Source organism: Burkholderia sp. ABCPW 11 (assembly GCF_001523445.1).
Lineage (GTDB): Bacteria > Pseudomonadota > Gammaproteobacteria > Burkholderiales > Burkholderiaceae > Burkholderia.
Genome location: NZ_LOVM01000046.1, coordinates 52693 through 71280 on the forward strand (window position 1 = coordinate 52693; position 18588 = coordinate 71280).

The 18588-nt window shown below is 68.0% G+C and carries 21 protein-coding genes; 12 read left to right on the plus strand and 9 right to left on the minus strand.

Features of this window, described 5'->3' with window-relative positions; genetic code table 11:
- Positions 1–213: 213 nt before the first annotated feature.
- On the plus strand, positions 214–2544 hold the full coding sequence (locus WS61_RS18520) for a TonB-dependent receptor (RefSeq protein ID WP_059502217.1): 2331 nt from the start codon (positions 214–216) through the stop codon (positions 2542–2544).
- A 54-nt stretch (positions 2545–2598) separates the two neighbouring features.
- Here the strand turns inward: WS61_RS18520 and WS61_RS18525 are convergent, their stop codons facing one another.
- On the minus strand, positions 2599–3615 hold the full coding sequence (locus WS61_RS18525) for an alpha/beta fold hydrolase (RefSeq protein ID WP_059502219.1): 1017 nt from the start codon (positions 3613–3615) through the stop codon (positions 2599–2601).
- Positions 3616–3922: 307 nt separating this feature from the next.
- Here WS61_RS18525 and WS61_RS18530 point away from each other — a divergent pair, with 307 nt between their 5' ends.
- From WS61_RS18530 to WS61_RS33745, 7 genes are all read left to right on the plus strand, one after another.
- Positions 3923–5953 carry a sigma-54-dependent Fis family transcriptional regulator gene (locus WS61_RS18530; protein ID WP_059502221.1) on the plus strand — a complete coding sequence of 677 codons (2031 nt, stop codon included), beginning with the start codon at positions 3923–3925 and terminating at the stop codon, positions 5951–5953.
- Between the two features lie 314 nt (positions 5954–6267).
- Entirely contained in the window at positions 6268–6342 is a 75-nt protein-coding gene (pqqA, locus tag WS61_RS33740; RefSeq protein WP_006485436.1) for a pyrroloquinoline quinone precursor peptide PqqA, read from the plus strand.
- Positions 6343–6403: 61 nt separating this feature from the next.
- Entirely contained in the window at positions 6404–7327 is a 924-nt protein-coding gene (pqqB, locus tag WS61_RS18535; protein WP_059502223.1) for a pyrroloquinoline quinone biosynthesis protein PqqB, read from the plus strand.
- 2 nt (positions 7328–7329) lie between these two features.
- A complete protein-coding gene (gene pqqC, locus WS61_RS18540) occupies positions 7330–8049 on the plus strand; it encodes a pyrroloquinoline-quinone synthase PqqC (protein ID WP_059502225.1) in 720 nt (239 codons plus the stop codon).
- Positions 8046–8327 (plus strand): pyrroloquinoline quinone biosynthesis peptide chaperone PqqD, encoded by a 282-nt coding sequence (gene pqqD / locus WS61_RS18545; RefSeq protein ID WP_006480620.1) that lies wholly within the window; start codon positions 8046–8048, stop codon positions 8325–8327. The genes pqqC and pqqD overlap by 4 nt, the downstream gene beginning before the upstream one ends.
- Position 8328: 1 nt before the next feature.
- Positions 8329–9468 (plus strand): pyrroloquinoline quinone biosynthesis protein PqqE, encoded by a 1140-nt coding sequence (gene pqqE, locus WS61_RS18550; protein WP_059502227.1) that lies wholly within the window; start codon positions 8329–8331, stop codon positions 9466–9468.
- A 111-nt stretch (positions 9469–9579) separates the two neighbouring features.
- Complete coding sequence (locus tag WS61_RS33745; RefSeq protein ID WP_157692753.1) at positions 9580–9786, plus strand: energy transducer TonB; 207 nt, start codon at positions 9580–9582, stop codon at positions 9784–9786.
- 18 nt (positions 9787–9804) lie between these two features.
- Here WS61_RS33745 and WS61_RS18555 read toward each other — a convergent pair whose 3' ends face one another.
- On the minus strand, positions 9805–10143 hold the full coding sequence (locus WS61_RS18555) for a helix-turn-helix transcriptional regulator (RefSeq protein ID WP_059502228.1): 339 nt from the start codon (positions 10141–10143) through the stop codon (positions 9805–9807).
- A gap of 78 nt (positions 10144–10221) precedes the next feature.
- Here WS61_RS18555 and WS61_RS18560 point away from each other — a divergent pair, with 78 nt between their 5' ends.
- Entirely contained in the window at positions 10222–11121 is a 900-nt protein-coding gene (locus WS61_RS18560; RefSeq protein ID WP_059502230.1) for a hypothetical protein, read from the plus strand.
- 207 nt (positions 11122–11328) lie between these two features.
- Entirely contained in the window at positions 11329–11559 is a 231-nt protein-coding gene (locus tag WS61_RS18565; RefSeq protein WP_059502751.1) for a hypothetical protein, read from the plus strand.
- Positions 11560–11712: 153 nt separating this feature from the next.
- Here WS61_RS18565 and WS61_RS18570 read toward each other — a convergent pair whose 3' ends face one another.
- From WS61_RS18570 to WS61_RS18585, 4 genes are all read right to left on the minus strand, one after another.
- Positions 11713–12588, minus strand: coding sequence for an alpha/beta hydrolase family protein (locus tag WS61_RS18570; protein ID WP_179949688.1), 876 nt, complete (start codon positions 12586–12588; stop codon positions 11713–11715).
- A gap of 108 nt (positions 12589–12696) precedes the next feature.
- Positions 12697–13437, minus strand: coding sequence for an alpha/beta fold hydrolase (locus WS61_RS18575; RefSeq protein WP_059502234.1), 741 nt, complete (start codon positions 13435–13437; stop codon positions 12697–12699).
- Positions 13434–14240 carry a DinB family protein gene (locus WS61_RS18580; RefSeq protein WP_059502238.1) on the minus strand — a complete coding sequence of 269 codons (807 nt, stop codon included), beginning with the start codon at positions 14238–14240 and terminating at the stop codon, positions 13434–13436. Before WS61_RS18580 ends, WS61_RS18575 begins: the two co-directional genes overlap by 4 nt.
- 75 nt (positions 14241–14315) lie before the next feature.
- Positions 14316–14705, minus strand: coding sequence for a YciI family protein (locus WS61_RS18585; protein ID WP_059502240.1), 390 nt, complete (start codon positions 14703–14705; stop codon positions 14316–14318).
- Between the two features lie 220 nt (positions 14706–14925).
- Between WS61_RS18585 and WS61_RS18590 the strand changes: the two genes are divergently transcribed.
- A complete protein-coding gene (locus WS61_RS18590; RefSeq protein ID WP_059502242.1) occupies positions 14926–15156 on the plus strand; it encodes a hypothetical protein in 231 nt (76 codons plus the stop codon).
- A 42-nt stretch (positions 15157–15198) separates the two neighbouring features.
- On the opposite strand, the gene WS61_RS35240 is transcribed toward WS61_RS18590, so the two are convergent.
- The 3 genes from WS61_RS35240 to WS61_RS18605 form a co-directional block, all read right to left on the minus strand.
- On the minus strand, positions 15199–15468 hold the full coding sequence (locus WS61_RS35240) for a hypothetical protein (protein WP_059502244.1): 270 nt from the start codon (positions 15466–15468) through the stop codon (positions 15199–15201).
- 65 nt (positions 15469–15533) lie between these two features.
- On the minus strand, positions 15534–16958 hold the full coding sequence (locus WS61_RS18600; RefSeq protein WP_059502246.1) for an MFS transporter: 1425 nt from the start codon (positions 16956–16958) through the stop codon (positions 15534–15536).
- A 161-nt stretch (positions 16959–17119) separates the two neighbouring features.
- Positions 17120–17881, minus strand: a complete 762-nt coding sequence (locus WS61_RS18605; RefSeq protein ID WP_059502249.1) for an ABC transporter permease — start codon at positions 17879–17881, stop codon at positions 17120–17122.
- Between the two features lie 89 nt (positions 17882–17970).
- On the opposite strand from WS61_RS18605, the gene WS61_RS18610 reads away from it, so the two are divergent.
- Positions 17971–18582 carry a zinc ribbon domain-containing protein gene (locus tag WS61_RS18610; RefSeq protein WP_059502251.1) on the plus strand — a complete coding sequence of 204 codons (612 nt, stop codon included), beginning with the start codon at positions 17971–17973 and terminating at the stop codon, positions 18580–18582.
- The last annotated feature ends 6 nt before the right edge of the window (positions 18583–18588 follow it).

An 18588-nucleotide genomic window follows, 5' to 3' on the forward strand; every position in this document is an offset into this window, starting at 1 on the left:
GCGCGCGAAGTGTTGCCAAACATGACAGGTGGCGCAGTCCGCGGAACAGCGGGCCGTCGGTCGCGCGCATGCCGGTCCGACGCGATGGGCGGGGCAGTGCGCGCCGCTCTTGCTCTGGGCGCTGGCACGGTTCTCGCACGTTGGCTTCGCGACACCCGTCGCCGCGCGGTGCATCGCACGGGGCGGCGCAATGCAAGTGCGGAGACAACGGAAATGATCAGGAGGCCAAAGGCAGCCGGGCGCGACGGCGCGACGCGGCGTGGCCGGCGTGTGCGATGCGTCGGCACGACCCTCGGCGCGCTGGCGCTGTGCGGCCTGCCGCCCGGTGGCGTGCGCGCGCAGCAGCAGGCGGAGGGCGCCGCGGTCGCGCTGCCCGCCTCGACCGCCGTGCTGCCCGCGGTGGCCGTGGTCGGCACGACGCCGCTGCTCGGGATCGGCACGCCGCTGTCGGAGGTGCCGGCGAACGTGCAGACGGTGCGGGCGGCCGAGCTCGACGTGCAGCACCGTGCGACGCTCGCCGATTTCTTCGCCGCGAACCTGCAGAGCGTGACGATCTCGGACGCGCAGGGCAACCCGTACCAGACGGACGTCAACTATCGTGGCTTCGCCGCGTCGCCGCTGCTCGGCACGCCGCAGGGCTTGTCGGTGTTCGTCGACGGCGTGCGCGTGAACGAGCCGTTCGGCGACGTCGTGAACTGGGACATCCTGCCCATGCAGGCGATCGACCGCGTGCAGCTGATTCCGGGCTCCAACCCGGTGTACGGGCGCAATACGCTCGGCGGTGCGCTCGCGATCACGACGAAGAACGGCCGGTCGAACCCGGGCGGCGAAGCGGAGGTGTCGGGCGGCGCGTGGGGCCGCAAGACCGCGGGTATCGAGCAGGGCGGGACGATCGGCCCGAACCTCGATTACTACGCGAGCGCGAACGTCGCGAACGACGGCGGCTGGGCCGACCGCAACGCGAGCCGCGTGAGGCAGGCGTTCGGCAAGCTGCGCTACACCGATGCGGACACCACGCTGTCGATCGCCGCAGGCGGCGCGGACAACACGCTGTCCGGCACCCAGACGATCCCGCGCTCGTTCCTCGGCAACCCGAAGCAGGCGTATACGTATCCGGACCGCAACCGCAACGGCGCCGGCTACCTGACGCTGTCGGGCGACCGCTTTTTCGGCGAGCACGTCGAGTTGAGCGGTAATGCGTACTACCGGCACCTGCGCAACGCCAACACGAGCAGCAACAACAATACGGACTACGGATCGGTGGACGAGGATGGGACGGTCGACACGGTGCAGGGCCGCAACGCGCAATCGACGATCGTCACCGACAGCTACGGCGGCAGCGTGCAGCTCACGCTGCTCGGCAAGCTCGGCGGGATGGAGAATCAACTGGTCGCGGGCGTGTCGGCCGATATCGCGAACTCGAGCTACGTCGCGTCGTCGCAGGACGCGTCTTTCACCGACGCGCGCGCGGCGATCGGCAGCGGCGATTTCGTCCGGCAGACCAGCGCGAAGACGCGCAACGCGAATGTCGGCGCATACCTGAGCGATGCGCTGTCGCTGACGCCGCACTGGACGCTGACGCTGTCGGGCCGCTACGACTGGTCGAAGGCGCGGATCGGCGACGAGAGCGGCGTGCAGCCGCTGCTCGACGGCAACCATGTGTTCTCGCGCTTCAACCCGGCCGTCGGGCTCAACTGGAACCCGGTCGCGGGCTTCACCGCGTATGCGGCCTACAACGAAGGCATGCGTTCGCCGACCGCGATCGAGCTCGCCTGCGCGGACCCGGCCGCACCGTGTTCGCTGCCGAACGACTTCATCGCCGACCCGGCGCTCAAGCCCGTGATCTCGAAGACGTTCGAAGCCGGCGTGCGCGGCCGCATCGGCGCGGCGACGACCTGGAGCGCCGCCGCCTACCGCACGACGCTGACCGACGACATTCAATTCATCAGCAGCCCGGCCAGCGCGCAGGGCTATTTCCGCAACGTCGGCGACACGCGGCGGCAGGGTATCGAGCTCGCCGGCCGCACGCGGCTCGGTCCGCTCGGTGTCGGGCTGTCGTACAGCCATGTCGATGCGACCTACCGATCGTCGTGGACCGAACACAGCCCCGCGAATTCGGCGGCTGACGCGAACGGCAACGTGACGGTCAAGCCGGGCGACCGCGTGCCCGGCATTCCCGCGCATACGGTGAAGCTGCGGCTCGACTATGCGGCGACGCGCGCGTGGGACATCGGCGCGAACGTCACCTGGCGCAGCGACGTGTACGCGCGCGGCGACGAGAACAACGCCGACGCGAACGGCCGGATCGCGGGCTACGTGCTGGTCGATCTCGACATGCGTTACCGGGTCACGAAGCGGGTCGAGGTGTTCGCGAGCGTGACGAACCTGTTCGACAAGCGCTACGCAAGCTTCGGCGCGCTCGGCCAGAATTTCTTCAACGGGCCGAACCACACGTTCGACGGCGCCCATCCGGTGAACGAGCAGTTCGTCGGGCCGGGCGCGCCGCGCGGCGCGTGGGTCGGCGTGCGCTATGCGTGGGATTGAGGGGCGCGCGGCCGCGTGCGTGATCGCGTCACGACGCGAATGGGCGCGGAGTCGTCACGCGAACGGCGCTGTCGCGAACATCGCATGCACGGCGCGTGCGACGCTGCGCGCCAACGCGGGCTCGCTTGCCAGATGCCCGGCCTTCACGCATTCGATCTTCGCGTCGGGAGCGGCGCGCGCGAGCCGCTCGACATTGTCGACCGGGCAAACGGGATCGTCCATCCCGTGCGCGGCGAACAGCGGCACGCGGGCTTGCGCGGCCCGTCGCGCGAGCGCGAGCACGCGGCGCTCGCCGAGCCAGCAATCGTGTTGCAGGTAGTGCGCCTGGATCCGGTATTTGTCGATCAGCCGGCCGACGGTCTGGTCCGAACGGATCGCGCGCACGGGCGAGCGGCGCGTGCGCGCCGATCCGAGGACGGCGTTTTCATACGCGCGCCACGCGAGCGCCACGGCGCGCTGCCCGCCCGCGCCCGCGCCGTGGCGCAGCCGCTGCGCGCAGCGCGACAGCAGGCGATCCGGCCGGCCGCCGCCGGCCGCTGCATGCAGGCGTCGCCATTCGCGCGGCGCCCGCGAACGGGAAGTCGTGAAGAGTCCGCGGACTTCGCGTGGCGACGTCAGGAACAGGCCGCGCAGCACGACGCCCGTCACCCGCTCCGGATGCGTGCCGGCATACGCGAGTGCGAGCGCGGCGCCCCACGATCCGCCGACGACGCCCCAGCGTGCAATGCCGAGCTGCTCGCGCACCGCCTCCAGATCCGCGATCAACTGCGCGGTGTTGTTGTGGCGCGTGCTGCCGCGTGGAGCGGATGCGCCCGCACCGCGCTGGTCGACGAGCACGACGCGCATGCAGGTGAGATCGAACAGCCGCAGGATGCCGGCCTGGCTGCCGCTGCCCGGCCCGCCGTGCAGCACGACGACCGGATGGCCGTGCGCGGTGCCGGCCACGGCGAATGCGATCGATTGCGCGTCGCGGTGCAGGCGGCGGCGCACGGGCGCGGTCGGCGACGCTGGCGTGTCGGACAAGGCCCGCGGCGCGGGCGACGGCGTGGATCGAATCGGGCGACGTGTCATGTCGATAGGGTTCGGGCGGAATGGGAAGAGGCAACCGTCGCTCGGCTGGGCATGGCGACCGGATGGGTTCTGCGATGAAGCCAGAAACGCGCCAGCCGGAAAGCTCCGGATTCGCACGGGTAGCCGCGCGTCGGGAAATCGCGGTATCACGAAGCCTTGGCCGTCGCGCGACGCGACGCCGCCACACCCGGACGATTCATTACATCGTGCTTTCAAATCGTATCCGGGTGCCGGCGTGGCCCGATGCTTGCTTGCAATGACGGCAAAGCATCCGGCAGTTGACCGGAAGGATCCCCCGGAGGAGACAATGCGCGACGACGTAGAGCAGGCGGCCGGGTCACGGGCCGCGCATCCCGCTGGCTGGCCCGCACCATCGATCCAGAAGGCCCATGAGCGCTCGGAGACGTTCGGCCTGCGGGTGTCGGCACGGCCCGACTACGACGTGCTGTCGAACTCGGCGCTGGTGCTCAAGCGCGAGCAGAACCGCGTGCTGTGCGTGCACGCGATGCCGGTGATGGAGACGCTGCACGAGCAGATCGTCAACACGCAGAGCATGATCGTGCTGACCGATGCGGAAGGCCTGATCCTGCATTCGATCGGCGACGACGATTTCCTGCGCCGCGCGGAGAAAGTCGCGCTGCGCCCGGGCGCGAACTGGGCGGAGAACCGGCAGGGCACCAACGCGATCGGCACGGCGCTGGCCGAGCTGTGCCCGATGGTCGTCCACGGCGACCAGCACTTCCTGGCCGCGAACCGCTTCCTGACCTGTTCGAGCGTGCCGATCCTCGATCCGTACGGCGACGCGATCGGGGTGCTCGACGTGACGGGCGATCACCGCAGCTATCACCAGCACACGATGGCGCTTGCGAAGATGTCGGTGCAGATGATCGAGAATCACCTGTTTACGACGACCTTCCAGGAAACGCTGCAGGTGTCGTTCCATGGCCGCCCCGAGTTCCTCGGCACGCTGATGGAGGGGATCGTCGCGTTCACCGCGGACGGCCGCTTCCTGTCGGCCAATCGCAGCGCGCAGTTCCAGCTCGGCATGCCGCTCGCCGCGCTGCGCGCGCACACGCTGTCGTCGCTGTTCGACATCACCAGTGCGCAACTGATCGACCGCATGCGCGCGAGCACCGACCGGCACCTGATGCTGAATCTCGGCAACGGCGCGGTGGTCTGCGCGCGCGTGCACTTTCGCCGCGCGACGCTCGTCGAAGGCAGCCGGCCGACCGACGTCCACGACGCGGGGGCGCCGGCCGCACACTCGAACGCGGTGCCCGCGCCGGCCGCGGGCACGTCGGCCGGCTTGTCGCGGCTCCACTATCTCGACACCGGCGACGCGCAGGTCGCGTGCGTGATCGCGAAGGTGCGCAAGGTGATCGGCAAGGACATCCCGATCCTGATCACCGGCGAGACCGGCACCGGCAAGGAACTGCTCGCGCAGGCGATCCACAACGACTCGCCGCGCCGCGCCGCGCCGTTCGTCGCGGTCAACTGCGCGTCGATTCCGGAGACGCTGATCGAGTCCGAGCTGTTCGGTTACGAGGAGGGCGCGTTCACCGGTGCGCGCCGCAAGGGGGCGATCGGCAAGCTGCTGCAGGCGAACGGCGGCACGCTGTTCCTCGACGAGATCGGCGACATGCCGTATCCGCTGCAGGTGCGGCTGCTGCGCGTGCTGCAGGAGCGCCTCGTGAACCCGCTCGGGTCGACGAAGACGATCGCCGTGGACATCGCGATCATCTGCGCGACCCACCGCGATTTGCGCGAGATGATCGCGCAGAACCGCTTTCGCGAGGATCTGTACTACCGGCTCAACGGCCTCGTGGTGCGCCTGCCGCCGTTGCGCGACCGCACGGATCTCGCGGTCGTCGTGCAGAAAATGCTGCAACGCGAGGCGTTCGCGGGCCCCGGCCGGCCGCCGTTGTCCGTCGCGCCGGACGTGATGGCGCTGTTCGTGCGCTGCACGTGGCCGGGCAATTTCCGCCAGCTCGGCAACCTGCTGCGCACGGCGGCGGCCATGGTCGACGACGACGGCGAAATCCGGCGCGAGCACCTGCCGGACGACTTCTTCGACGACCTGCGGCGCGCCGACGCGCAGGCCGTGCAGATCACGCCCGATGCGCTCGCCGCGGCGGGCGGCGGGGCTCGCATCGCGGACGCGTCGCTGCCCGCCGACGCGCGTCTCCAGGATGTCGCCGCGTCCGCGATCGCCGCCGCGCTCGCGCGTCATGGCGGCAACGTATCCGCCGCGGCGCGCGCGCTCGGCGTCTCGCGCAACACGATCTACCGGAAGATGCCGGCCGCCGACGCGGGGCGCCATCCATCCGACGGCGACTGACGCGCGGCCGTCGCACGGTGCGCGACCTGTCACAGCCGGTGTGTCAAGTTGCAACACCGGTGTTCAACGATTCAACACTTGTGACCACTCGCGGACAGCGTGCCGCCGGGGCGGCGGCACGCATTCGCGGGAATCGTGTCGGCTATTCGTAAGGATTGCGTCCCGATGCCCGGATGACGGCCGTCGAGGGCCGCCGTGCCGCCGAAGTACGGCTTCGGCACGCTCCTTGCTGAACAGGAACCGACCGCTCGATTGCCGCGGTCATTCGATCCATCCAGCAACGCTTCAATCATCAACTCGACAGGAGACACACCATGCAGTGGACGACACCGTCTTACACCGACCTGCGCTTCGGCTTCGAAATCACGATGTACATCGCCAACCGCTGATCGCCGTGCACGCCGCCCGTTTCGCCGTGGTCGGCGCGGGCGGCCTCGGGAATTGACGCCCATGAAGATCAAGATACTCGGCTCGGGAGCCGGCGGCGGCCTGCCGCAATGGAACTGCAATTGCGCGAACTGCCGCCGTGCGCGCAGCGGAAGCGGCCACGTGCTGCCGCGCACGCAGTCGTCGATCGCGGTCAGCGACGACGGCGTCGACTGGGTCCTCGTCAACGCGTCGCCCGACATTCTTTCCCAGTTGCGCGCGGATCCGGACCTACAACCGGCGCGCGCGATCCGCGACAGCGGCGTCGCCGCCGTCGTGCTGTGCGATGCGCAGATCGATCACGTGACGGGCCTGCTGATGCTGCGCGAGCGCTCGACGCCGCTGCCGCTCTACGCGAGCGCGCCGGTGCTCGACGACCTGTCGACCGGCTTGCCGCTCGTGCCGCTGCTCGGCCATTACTGCGGCGTCGCCGCGCACACGATCGTGCCCGGCGAGCCGTTCGCGGTGCCGGCGGCGGGCGGGATCCGTTTCACCGCGATCGCCGTCGACAGCAAGCCGCCGCCTTATTCGCCGCGGCGCGCGGCGGCCGCGCCCGGCGACAACATCGCGCTGTCGATCGAAGACGTCGCGAGCGGGCGGCGCGCGTTCTATGCGCCGGGGCTCGCGTCGGTCACCGACGACGTGCGCGCGGCAATGGACGGCGCCGATCTCGTGCTGGTGGACGGCACGTTCTGGACCGGGACCGAGATGATCGACCTCGGCCTGTCGGGCAAGCACGCGGCCGACATGGGGCATCTCGCGCAGTGCGCGGAAGGCGGGCGGCCCGGCATGATCGACTGGCTCGACCTGCTGCCCGCACGAACGCGCAAGGTGCTCACGCACATCAACAACACGAACCCGATTCTCGATCCGCATTCCGTCGAACACGCGCACCTGCGCGCGCATGGCATCGACGTCGCACACGACGGCATGCAATTCCAGGTCTGACGATGAACGCACCGATCCCCGCTACGGCGTTGCACGCGACGCCCTGGACCGCGACCGAATTCGAGGCGCGCCTGCGTGCGCTCGAATCGCGCTATCACATCCATCATCCGTTCAACCGGCGGCTCAACAGCGGCGCCTGTTCGCCCGCGCAGATCCGCGGCTGGGTCGCGAACCGCTTCTACTACCAGATCTGCATTCCGCTCAAGGATGCAGCGATCCTGTCGAACTGCGCCGATCGCGATACGCGGCGCCGCTGGATCCAGCGGCTGATCGACCACGACGGGCAGGGCGACAACGAGGGCGGCATCGAGGCGTGGGTGCGGCTCGGCGAGGCGTGCGGCCTCACGCGTGCCGAACTGTGGTCGCTCGAACACGTGTTGCCCGGCGTGCGTTTCGCGGTGGATGCGTATGTGAATTTCGCGCGCCATGCGCCGTGGCAGGAAGCCGTGTGCTCGTCGCTGACCGAGATGTTCGCACCGCAGATCCATCTCGACCGGCTCGCGGGCTGGCCGTCGCATTACCCGTGGATCGAGCCGGCCGGGCTGCATTACTTCCGCAGCCGCGTGCCGCTCGCGCAGCGCGACGTCGAGCATGGGCTCGCGGTCACGTTGCAGCATTTCACGACACCGGACGCCCAGCAGCGCGCGCTCGGCATTCTGCAATTCAAGCTCGACATCCTGTGGTCGATGCTCGACGCCGTCGAAAAGGCCTACCCCCAATGAATGCGATCGAAGCCGCCAGCGGCGTGCCGCTGCGCCCCTGCCTCAGGGGCATGTACCGTCTGCAATGGGAGGCGGCCCAGGATGCGTACGTACTTCTCTATCCGGAGGGCATGGTCAAGCTCAATCCGAGTGCCGGCGAGATTCTCGCGCGCTGCGACGGCACGCGCGAACTGGACGACATCATCGGCGAACTCGAGCGCCTGTTCATGCAATCGGATCTCGCGACCGACGTCTACCGTTTTCTCGATCATGCGCGACTGCGCGGCTGGCTGGACTGACATGACGCCCGACACGCCCCGTCCGTCCGCGCCGCTGTGGCTGCTCGCGGAACTCACGTACCGCTGCCCGTTGCACTGCGCGTTCTGCTACAACCCGGTCGATTTCGCGACTCACGGCGCGGAACTCGATACCGACGCATGGCGCACGGTCATCAGTGATGCGCGCGGGCTCGGCGCCGCGCAAATCGGCTTCTCGGGCGGCGAGCCGCTGCAGCGCGGCGACCTCGAGACGCTCGTCGCGTATGCGCGCGGCCTTGGCTTCTATACGAACCTGATCACGTCGGGCATCGGGCTGAACGTCGCGCGCATCGAGCGGCTCAAGGCCGCCGGGCTCGACCACATCCAGTTGTCGCTGCAGGATTCGACGCGCGAGCTGAACGATTTCCTGACCAGCACGCGCACGTTCGAGCTGAAGCGCGACGTGGCGCGGCTGATCAAGGCGCACGGCTACCCGATGGTGCTCAACTGCGTGCTGCATCGCTACAACCTGCCGCACGTGGGGCAGATCATCGAGATGGCGCTCGATCTCGGCGCCGATTACCTGGAACTGGCGAACACGCAGTACTACGGCTGGGCGATGCTCAATCGCGACCAACTGATGCCGACCGTCGAGCAGGTGCGCGAGGCCGAGGAAACGGTCAACCGCTATCGCAAGCTGATCGGCGAGCGCTGCAAGATCCTGTTCGTCGTGCCCGACTATTTCGAGCGCCGCCCGAAGGCCTGCATGAACGGCTGGGGCTCGGTGTTCCTCGGCGTCGCACCGGACGGCACCGCGCTGCCGTGTCATGCCGCGCGGTCGCTGCCGGGGCTCGCGTTGCCGAACGTGCGCGACCGCGCGCTGCGGGAAATCTGGTACGACAGCGATGCGTTCAACGCGTTTCGCGGCGAAGACTGGATGAGAGCGCCGTGCCGCACGTGCGACGAGCGCCATGCGGATCACGGCGGTTGCCGGTGCCAGGCCTACCTGCTGGCCGGCGACCCGAAAGAGGCCGATCCGGTGTGCGCGAAGTCCGCGCATCACGACCGGATCGAACAGGCCGTGCAGTTCGCACGACGTCGTGCGCCGCGCGACGAACAGCCGCTGGTATTTCGCAGCAAGGAGAATTCGCTCGCGCAATGCGGCGCGGCGTGCGACGGCTGACGGGGTACGGCTGGGGACAGTGGCAGGGCGAGCGACACAGCGCGACGCGATGGATATCGGGACGATCGCTACGCAGTCCTCTTCATATCGTTGGCGACGCGCGATTTTCGCGTGCGAGGACGGCTGAACGCCGGACGGAGACCCGATGCGGCAGGCCGGGTGGTCGCCGCGCGTGTCGCGACCGGCAGCGGCTATCCGCGCCTCGATGCCGCGGCGCGCGACACGGGGCTGGCGAGCCGCTGCGCGACGCACGCGAAAAACGGTGCGCCGTCGCCGATGCGGGCGCGCGCACCGATCACGTTCAATCTCGACGAATGACCGGGCACGTCGGCGACATCACCCGTCGTCGGCCTTCGCCTGCAAATCCTTCAGCCCTTGAATCACGACCAGCAGCGCCCGGCCGTGCTCGTCCGAGCCATCCCACGCGTCGACGATCGCGTCGCGCAGCAGGTCGTTGTACCGGCGGCGCGACGGCTCCGTCTCGACACCATAGAAACTGCATAGCTTGTTGAATGGCGCGCTGCGGCGCAGCCGGCGCCCGTTCGACAGCCGAAGGCGCGACACGGTTGGCTGGCTGACCCCGGAAAGTCGCGCGATTTCGCTGGACGAGCGCGTATCTGCCATCAAGCGGCGCAACAGGTCTTGAACGGGAAAATCTTGGTCCGGGGCTTCCATGCGATGCATTATACCTATACAGTTACGGCTGTTGAATGGGCTTGCTGTCGACAGCGAGGCTGTATCCCGAGAAAGTTGATGACACTGAAACACCTCCCACCCACGTTCTGCTGGACCAAGATCGGTACCGAGTCCGGCGAGGAACTGCCGACCGTCGTGCTCCGCAAGGAATGGGAGCGCCGGCTCGGAGGCGGGCGCTTTCTGTGGGGCATCAACCAGCCGCTCGGCAACAGCGCGCAAGTCGCCGCGCATCGCACGGGCTCGCTGCTCGCGCTATTTTCGCCGGTCGCGTCGCGCTCGCGCGCGGGCGAGCGCAAGGACGCGCTGCTGTGGAATGCGTGGGTCGACGCAAGCGGGCAGGTGCGGCCTTTGCCGCCGCACACGTTCATCGCCAGCCGTTCGACGTTGCCGTCGGGCCGGCGCCGCGAGCAGCACTACGCGCTCGTGTGCGCATCGTCCACCGCGGTGACGGTCGGCACGCAGTTGCGCGTGTTTCCCGACCACCTGCGCAGCGTGAGCACCGGCAGGCCGCTGGGCGCCGCGCAGGGAGCGGCCGTGGTCGACTGCATCGGGCGTGCGAAGGAGCAGACGGGCAAGAGCTATCCGCTCGCGCTGTCGGTGGAGCTCGAAGCACCGTATTTCGTGCGGCTCGCGCAGCCGTGCGTGCTGAAGGCGCGCGATCTCGCGGAAGTGAACAAGGCCACGCGCGCGGGCGATTTCGATCGCTTCGTCGAGCTGGTCGCGCGCTTGCGCGGCCGTTCGCCGACGGACGCCGTGCGCGGCGTCACGCGCGATCTGTTCGATGTGCCGCCGATCGAAACGGCGGCCGCGTATGTGGCGCCCACGCACGTCGCGCGCATGCGCAACCGGCCGGCGGTCGAGCATCCGCGCGATCTCACCGGCGATCTGTTCGACCTGTCGCCGGGTGAAGCTGCTGCGTTCGCCGGGCTCGCCCATCCGCGCATCGGGCGCGCGTGACGCCACGCGCGAAATCGTTCGCGCAAGAATTTGTTGCAATCTCGCCGTAGCGGATCGGCGAACGCGGAGCGACAATCGGCACGAAGCGCGCGGTGCCGCGGCCGATACGTCGCCACGCGACGGGGCGTGGTTCACGCCGCCGACATGCGTATCACGCACACTGAGCGTCGGCGTGCTTCACACCGCAATCCTGAGGGAGAAGTGTCGATGTCGACCCACATCTGTTCGCGGGAAGCGCGAGCCGCACAACGCTTCGTCGAAGCGACGCGCAACGTGGATCGGGCGTTTCGCGCGGTGCGCGGCGAAAGCGACGACGACGGCTCGTCGGCCGAATACGCACGCGCGATGTCGCGTCTCGATCGCGCGCTCGACGAGCTGGCGCGTGCACAGGAATTCTTCGATCGCATCGTCGGCGCGAGTGCCGCGCACGACAACTGACGGCTTCGTCGTTTCTCTGGTGTCGCGCGTCGAGCGGCGCGCATTCATCTTCTTGTCGGGCATTCATGCCCGGCATGCCGGTTCGTCATCCCGTTTCGATTTCCGGCGTCGGGCAGGCGTCGGCCGGATCGCCGCCGTAACGGAAGCCGTGCGTCAGCCCGCGCGTGTCATGCCCGGCGCGGCCGGCGCGGCACGAGACGCGTAGCCGCGATGCTGAAACGACGTCGCGAAAAACCGCATCTGATAGCGGATCGCATTCGCCCAGTAATCCCACGTATGGCCGCCCGGCCGCTCCGCATAGTCGTGCGGCACGCCGAGCGCGACGAGCCGTTCGTGCAGCGTGCGGTTCGAGCCGACGAAGGCATCGTCGCGGCCGCAATCGATCGTCAGGTCGAGATGCGCGCGCACGAACGCCCGCGCGCTTTCGACGATCACGTTGCGATTCCAGAACGACGGATGGCGATCGGGATCGCCGAACACGTGGGCGATCCCCGGCTCGTCCGTGCAGCAGCGCGGATCGACCGCGCCGCTGATGCTGCCGACCGCGCCGAACGTGTCGGGCCGGTCGAGCGCGATGCGCAGGGCGCCGAAGCCGCCCATGCTGAGCCCGGTGATCGCGCGCGCGTGCTGGGCCGCGATCGTGCGGAAATGCAGGTCGACATAGGACACGACTTCGTCGCCGACGAAGGTCTCGTAGCGGCTGCCCGAATCGAACGGGCTGTCGATGTACCAGCTTTCGTGTCCGCCGTCGGGCATCACGAGGATCACGCGATAGCGGTCGGCCAGCGCGGCGATGTGCGTGTTCGACGTCCAGTCGGTATGGTCGCCGCCCGAGCCGTGCAGCAGATAGACGACGGGGTAACGTTCGCCGTGGTTGTCGCGCGCGTAGTCGTCGGGCAGCACGATGGTGGCCTTCAGCGTCTCGCTCATCGCGGCGCTCGGGATCGCGACGACCCGCGCATGGAAGGCGAAAGCAGGGCTCGTGACGGCGAGCAGCAGAAGGAGCCAGAAGGTACGTGCCAGGCGCATCGATCCTTGCATATGTCGACCCAGTCCGGCCGGAGGCCGGGAAAACCCTGTTCCGGCGACTCTAGCAACCGCGCCTTTCAACCATATTTCGGCGAATCCTACGGGTTGTCAGGCGGACGGCTTGCATACGATGCGCGCGATGGCGGCGCGCAATGCATCGGGCTGCTCGGCCGCGACCAGGTGCCCGCTGCCGGCGATCGTGTCGAAGCCGGCGCAGCGCGCGAGCGCGTGTTCGGGCACGTGCCAGCCCGCGCGCGAGCGTTCGCCGGCGATCAGCCAGACGGGGTGACGCTCGAACACCTGCGCGAGCGCCGGCAGGTAGCCCGCGGCGCCGGTCGTCTCGATCACCGAGCGGCCCATCGCACGCAGCGTCGATGCCGGCTGATGCGCGAGCCAGCGGCGGGCGTCGTCGAGCTGGCGCGGCGACGGTGCGTCGATCGCGCCGCGCAGCCAGTCGAGCGGAGCCGCACGCAGGCCGTCGAGCATCGCATCGGCTTCGCCCGGCGTCATGCGGCCGACCGATGCCGACCAGAACGCATCGTCGAGCGTGAAATTGCCTTCGACGTTGACGATACGCCGCACCCGTTCGGGGTGTGCCTGCGCGAACAGCATCGCGATCGCGCCGCCGACCGAATGGCCGACGACATCGACCGGCTGCATGCCGAAGTACGTATCGACGGTTTGCCGCACGTGTTCGACCTGCGCGGCAAGCGAGATCGCGTCGGGTGGCATGGCGCGATGCGAGCCGTAGCCGAGCAGGTCGGGGCAGAGATGCGGGCCGTTCCATCCGCGCACGTCGAACGTGCCGATGAAACCGTGAATGAAGACGACGGGGGTGGACGGGATCATGCGGCGTGCATCGAAGGAAGCGGCGGCAATTCGAGTTCGGCGAGCAGTTCGTCGAGTTCGAGCACGTGCGTGCGGTCGTGGTCGAGCAGCTCGCGCACGAGTTCGTCGAGCGACATGCGGCGGATGCCGTCGCGCAGCCCGCAGCGTGCGAGTTGCGACGGTTCCAGCACGGCCGCGGTGGCGCACAGCGCGGCGCGGCCGCGGCCGAACGCTGCGACGGCGACATCGAGCGGCTGCGCGAGATAGTCGCGTTGCGCGGCGAGCGCGGTGCCGTCGACGGATTCGATCATGGGCAACTCGGCCGTACACACGGCGTCGATGCGCGCGGCGAACACCGCATCGAGATCGCGCAGGTGGCATGCGTGTTCGACGAGTGAGAAGCCGGTGCCGGCCGGGCGGCGCACGGCCAGCGCCGCCGGCACATGCGCCGCATAGGCGGCGAGCCGGGCGGGCATGCGAGCCAGCGCGGCGACGACGTCGGCGAACGGCAGCCGGTGCGGGTACGCGCTGAATACCGCGCCATAGCTGAACGGCGCACCGCCGAGCCGCCCGCGCGCCTGCACGACCTCATGGCCGTGGCGGCGCATGACGTCGGCGACCATCGCACCGCAGAACTGGCGGGCCGTCGTGTCGGCTTCGACTTCGGGAAACGTGCGCGCGATCTCGTCCTGGATCGCGCCGATCGCGGCGACGCCGACACGCGACAGCGCCGCGAACTCGAGATAGCGCTCGGGCCGATCGATCAACGCTTCGAGCTGGGCGCCGAGCGCGGTCGAGCGGAAACGGTCGAAACGGGAATGCATGACGAAGCCCTGCCTAGTAACGTGTCAAAACGATACGTTACTAGGCAGGGCTTCGTCAACCGTCACGTTTGACGCTTATGGCTTCTGCAGCCCGGGGGTGAATGCGGGGCTGAAATCCTCGGCCTCGAACAGCGGGCGGATCTCGATATCGGAGTCGCCGGGCATCGGGTTCGGGCAGCGCTTCACCCATTCGACGGCTTCCTCCATCGATTTCACCTGCCACAGCCAGTAGCCGGCGACGAGTTCCTTCGTTTCGGCGAACGGGCCGTCGATGACCGCGCGGCTTTTGCCCGAAAAATGCACGCGCTTGCCGTGGCTGCTCGGGCGCAACCCGTCGGCCGCGAGCAGGATGCCGGCTTTCATCAGTTCCTCGTTGAACCGGCCCATCGCGGCCAGCATGTCGGGGTCGGGCATTTGGCCGGATTCGGAATCGGCGGTGGCTTTGACGATGACCATGACGCGCATTGTCGTATCTCCTCGAACGTGAATAGGGCGCTTGCCGGCGGTGCGACGGCAAAACGATCGGTTACGACAATACGACGCGCGACGGCGACGCGAATCGACATCGCGGGCGAAAATTATTCTGGCGCGATCGAAGCGGTGGGGCGCGCTGCGCGGCCGCTGTCACGGAGCGCATCGGCAAAACTGGTATGCTGGCCCGCATCACGTGTACGTGGAGGGTGCCATGGCTGCCAAGGAAGTCTCGAAGAAGAAGTACCTGAAAATCCTGAACAAACGCCTGCGCGCGGAGCCGGCGGCCCCGGCCGGCGCGTCGTTCGTCTTTTTCCCGCTGGGTGCGAAGGCGAAGCATGCGACGGGCGTCGTGTCCGGCGACGCACGCAGCAAGCGTGAACTGGCCGTGATGGCCGCGGTCCAGCGCAAGGCGGCCAAAGAATTCATCGTCGCCGACGCCTGACCGGCCCCGGCCGCACCGCTGCCGGATGACCGCCGCCGCGGCTCACGCGGCGGCGGCTTCGTAGTGAGCGATCGTGCCGGCGAGCACGTGCGGAACGTCGTGCGCGATCGCCGGGCCGTGCGTCGACGGGACGATGTCGAGATCGAGCGTCCGGATCCGACGCAGCGCGATCGTCGTGTGCGCGAGCCATCGATGCGATCCTCGAGCGGGAGTGAAAGCGGCGGCGCCGTCACGCGATCGTCGCGATATATCGAACCGGCGCGTCGATTCGGTCCAGCAGCGTCGCGCCGGATGCGAAGCGCGTCGATTCATGCAGCCCGCCGGGCGGTACCGAACGCTCGCCTCGCCCGAAACGGCTTGAAAACCGACTGCGGCGATCAGGACGCCTCGTCCGCCGCCGCCGCCGGATACCGGCCGCTGCCGTCCGTCTCGCCGCCTGCCGCCAGTTGCTCCAGCGCGAGCCCCTTCGTCTCGATCCCGAGCGTCCATACGGCGACGGCCGCCGCGACGAAGGACAGCGCACCGAGCGTGAACACGCCGCCCTGGCCGAACACCGGCAACACGACGCCGACCACGTAAGGCCCGATCAGCGAGCCGATCCGGCCGACCGCCGACGCGAAGCCCGAACCCGTCGCGCGTGCGCCGGTGCCGTACAGCTCGGGCGTGTACGTGTACAGCGCCGCCCACATCCCGAACAGGAAGAACTGCATCGCGAGGCCCGTGACGATCAGCAGCGTCGTGCTGCCGCCGTACAGCGCGCTCTGGCCGTACGCGTACGCCATCGCGCCGCCGCCGATCAGCGATGCGATGCAGGTCGGCTTGCGGCCCCAGCGTTCGACGAGCCACGCGGCGCACAGGAAGCCCGGCACGCCGCCGAGCGAAATCAGCACCGTGTAGAACACCGATTTCGTGACTTCGAAGCCGGCCTGCTGCAGCAGCGCGCCGAGCCACGACGTGAGGCCGTAGAAGCCGAGCAGCGCGAAGAACCACAGCAGCCAAACCATCACCGTGCGGCGGCGGTACACGCCGCTCCAGATTTCGCGCAATGCGCCGCGGCCACGGGCGGCGGCCGGCTCCGCAAGCCGCGACGGCGGCGGCAGCGTCGCGACGCCGGCCGAGCGCATCACCTTTGCCTCGATCGACTGCATCACCGTGTCGGCTTCCGCGTGCCGGCCCGCATGTTCGAGCCAGCGCGGCGATTCCGGCACGATACGGCGCACGACGAGCACGAACACGGCCGGAATCGCGAGCAGCGCGAACACGGTGCGCCAGCCGAATTGCGGCAGCACGAAATACGCGACGATGCCGGCCGTGATGAAGCCGAGCGGCCAGAAGCCGTCCATCAGTGCGATCAGGCGGCCGCGCTTCTCGGTCGGCACGAATTCCGACAGCAGCGTCTGCGCGACCGGAAACTCCATGCCCATCCCGATGCCGAGCAGCACGCGGTAGACGATCAGCGCGTCGACGCTCTGCGCGGTCGAGCACAGGTACGACGCGGCGCCCCACAGCACCATGCTCCACTGGAAAACGGGCCGGCGGCCGAAGCGGTCGGCGAGCAGGCCGGCGACGGCCGCGCCGAGCACCATCCCGAAGAAGCTCGCGCTCGCGACGAGGCCGGCGGCCGCGGTCGACAGCCCGAACTCCTTGCGGATCGAGCCGAGCACGAACGTCATCGTGCCGAGGTCGACCGAATCGAAGAAGAACGCAATCGCGATGATGAAGAAGATGCGCTTGTGATAGCCGGAGAACGGCAGGCGTTCGAGCCGGGCGGCGGCGGAGGCGGGAGCGGTGGCGGCGGGCATGGCGTCCTCTGAAATGAAAAAGGGGCCGCGCAGCGCATGCTCCAGGGCCCCGATGCTTCGTATTCAGTAGACGCGACCACAAACCGCCGCATCAGAGGAAAAGCGCCGCCTGCTTGCCCAAATGCGTCATCGGCGGGCGGCGCGTGTGACGCCGGCCGTCGTCAATTCTTCAGTTTGTAGCCGGTGCGGAACATCCACGCGACGATCGCGAGCAGGATCACGAGGAACAGCGTGGTTGCAGCGAGACTGATCCACACGTGCACGTCGGCGATCCCGTAGAACGACCAGCGGAAGCCGCTGATCAGGTAGACGATCGGATTGAACAGCGTGATCACGCGCCACGCGGGCGGCAGCATGTCGACCGAATAGAAGCTGCCGCCGAGGAACGTGAGCGGCGTGATGATCAGCAGCGGCACGAGCTGCAGTTTCTCGAAGCTGTCGGCCCAGATGCCGATCACGAAGCCGAACAGGCTGAAGGTGACGGCCGTCAGCACCAGGAACAGCACCATCCAGAACGGATGCAGGATGTGCAGCGGCACGAACAGGCCGGCCGTGGCGAGGATGATCACGCCGAGCAGGATCGACTTCGACGCGGCCGCGCCGACGTACGCGATCACGATTTCCCAGTACGACACGGGCGCGGACAGGATCTCGTAGATCGTCCCCGTGAAGCGCGGGAAGTAGATGCCGAACGACGCGTTCGAGATGCTCTGCGACAGCAGCGACAGCATCACGAGGCCCGGCACGATGAACGACCCGTAGCCGATGCCGTTCACGTCGCTGATGCGCGAGCCGATCGCCGAGCCGAACACGACGAAATATAGCGACGTCGAGATCACCGGCGCGATGATGCTCTGCATCAGCGTACGGCGCGTGCGGGCCATTTCTGCGCGATAGATCGCGCGGATTCCATGCCAGTTCATCAGTTGCTCCGAGAAACCCCGCCCTTCAGGACGGGGAGGAAAGGATTGCTATTGACAGACAGCTTCTTCCACGGATTAGGAGCACCGACATGATCCTTGTCTACCGCTACCGCGTGAAGTCGCTCAACGGACTGCTTAACAAGCAGAGCCGCGCGGTGAACTACGTCTGGAATTTCTGCAACGACACGCAGAAGCACGCGCTCAAGTGGAGCAAGAAGTGGCCTACAGGATTCGACCTGAACGTGCTGACGACCGGCAGCAGCAAGGAACTCGGTATTCACTCCGGCACGGTCAACGCGACGTGCGAGCAATACGCGAAGTCGCGCAGTCAGCACCGTCGCCCGTTGCGGCGGTTCGATTACATCGCGGTCGGCAACGTGTCGGCCAAAAAACTCGCCAAAACCAGGATGGCGAAGAGCGTCTACGACGCATCCTGGTCGTCCTTCCGAAACAAGCTCCGCTACAAAGCGATCGCGCACGGAGTCACGTTCGAGGAAGTGGACGAAAGCGGTTCGACCCAGTCCTGTTCGTCGTGTGGGTCGAAAGACAGCACGACGCGGCCGAAAGGTATTGCGGGACTGCGAATAAGAGAGTGGGTTTGTGGTGGCTGTGGTGTCTTGCATGATCGAGATACCAACGCTGCTTTGAACATTCTCCGATGCGGACGTGCATCGCCAGGTGTGGGAATCCTCTCCCTTTAGGGAGCG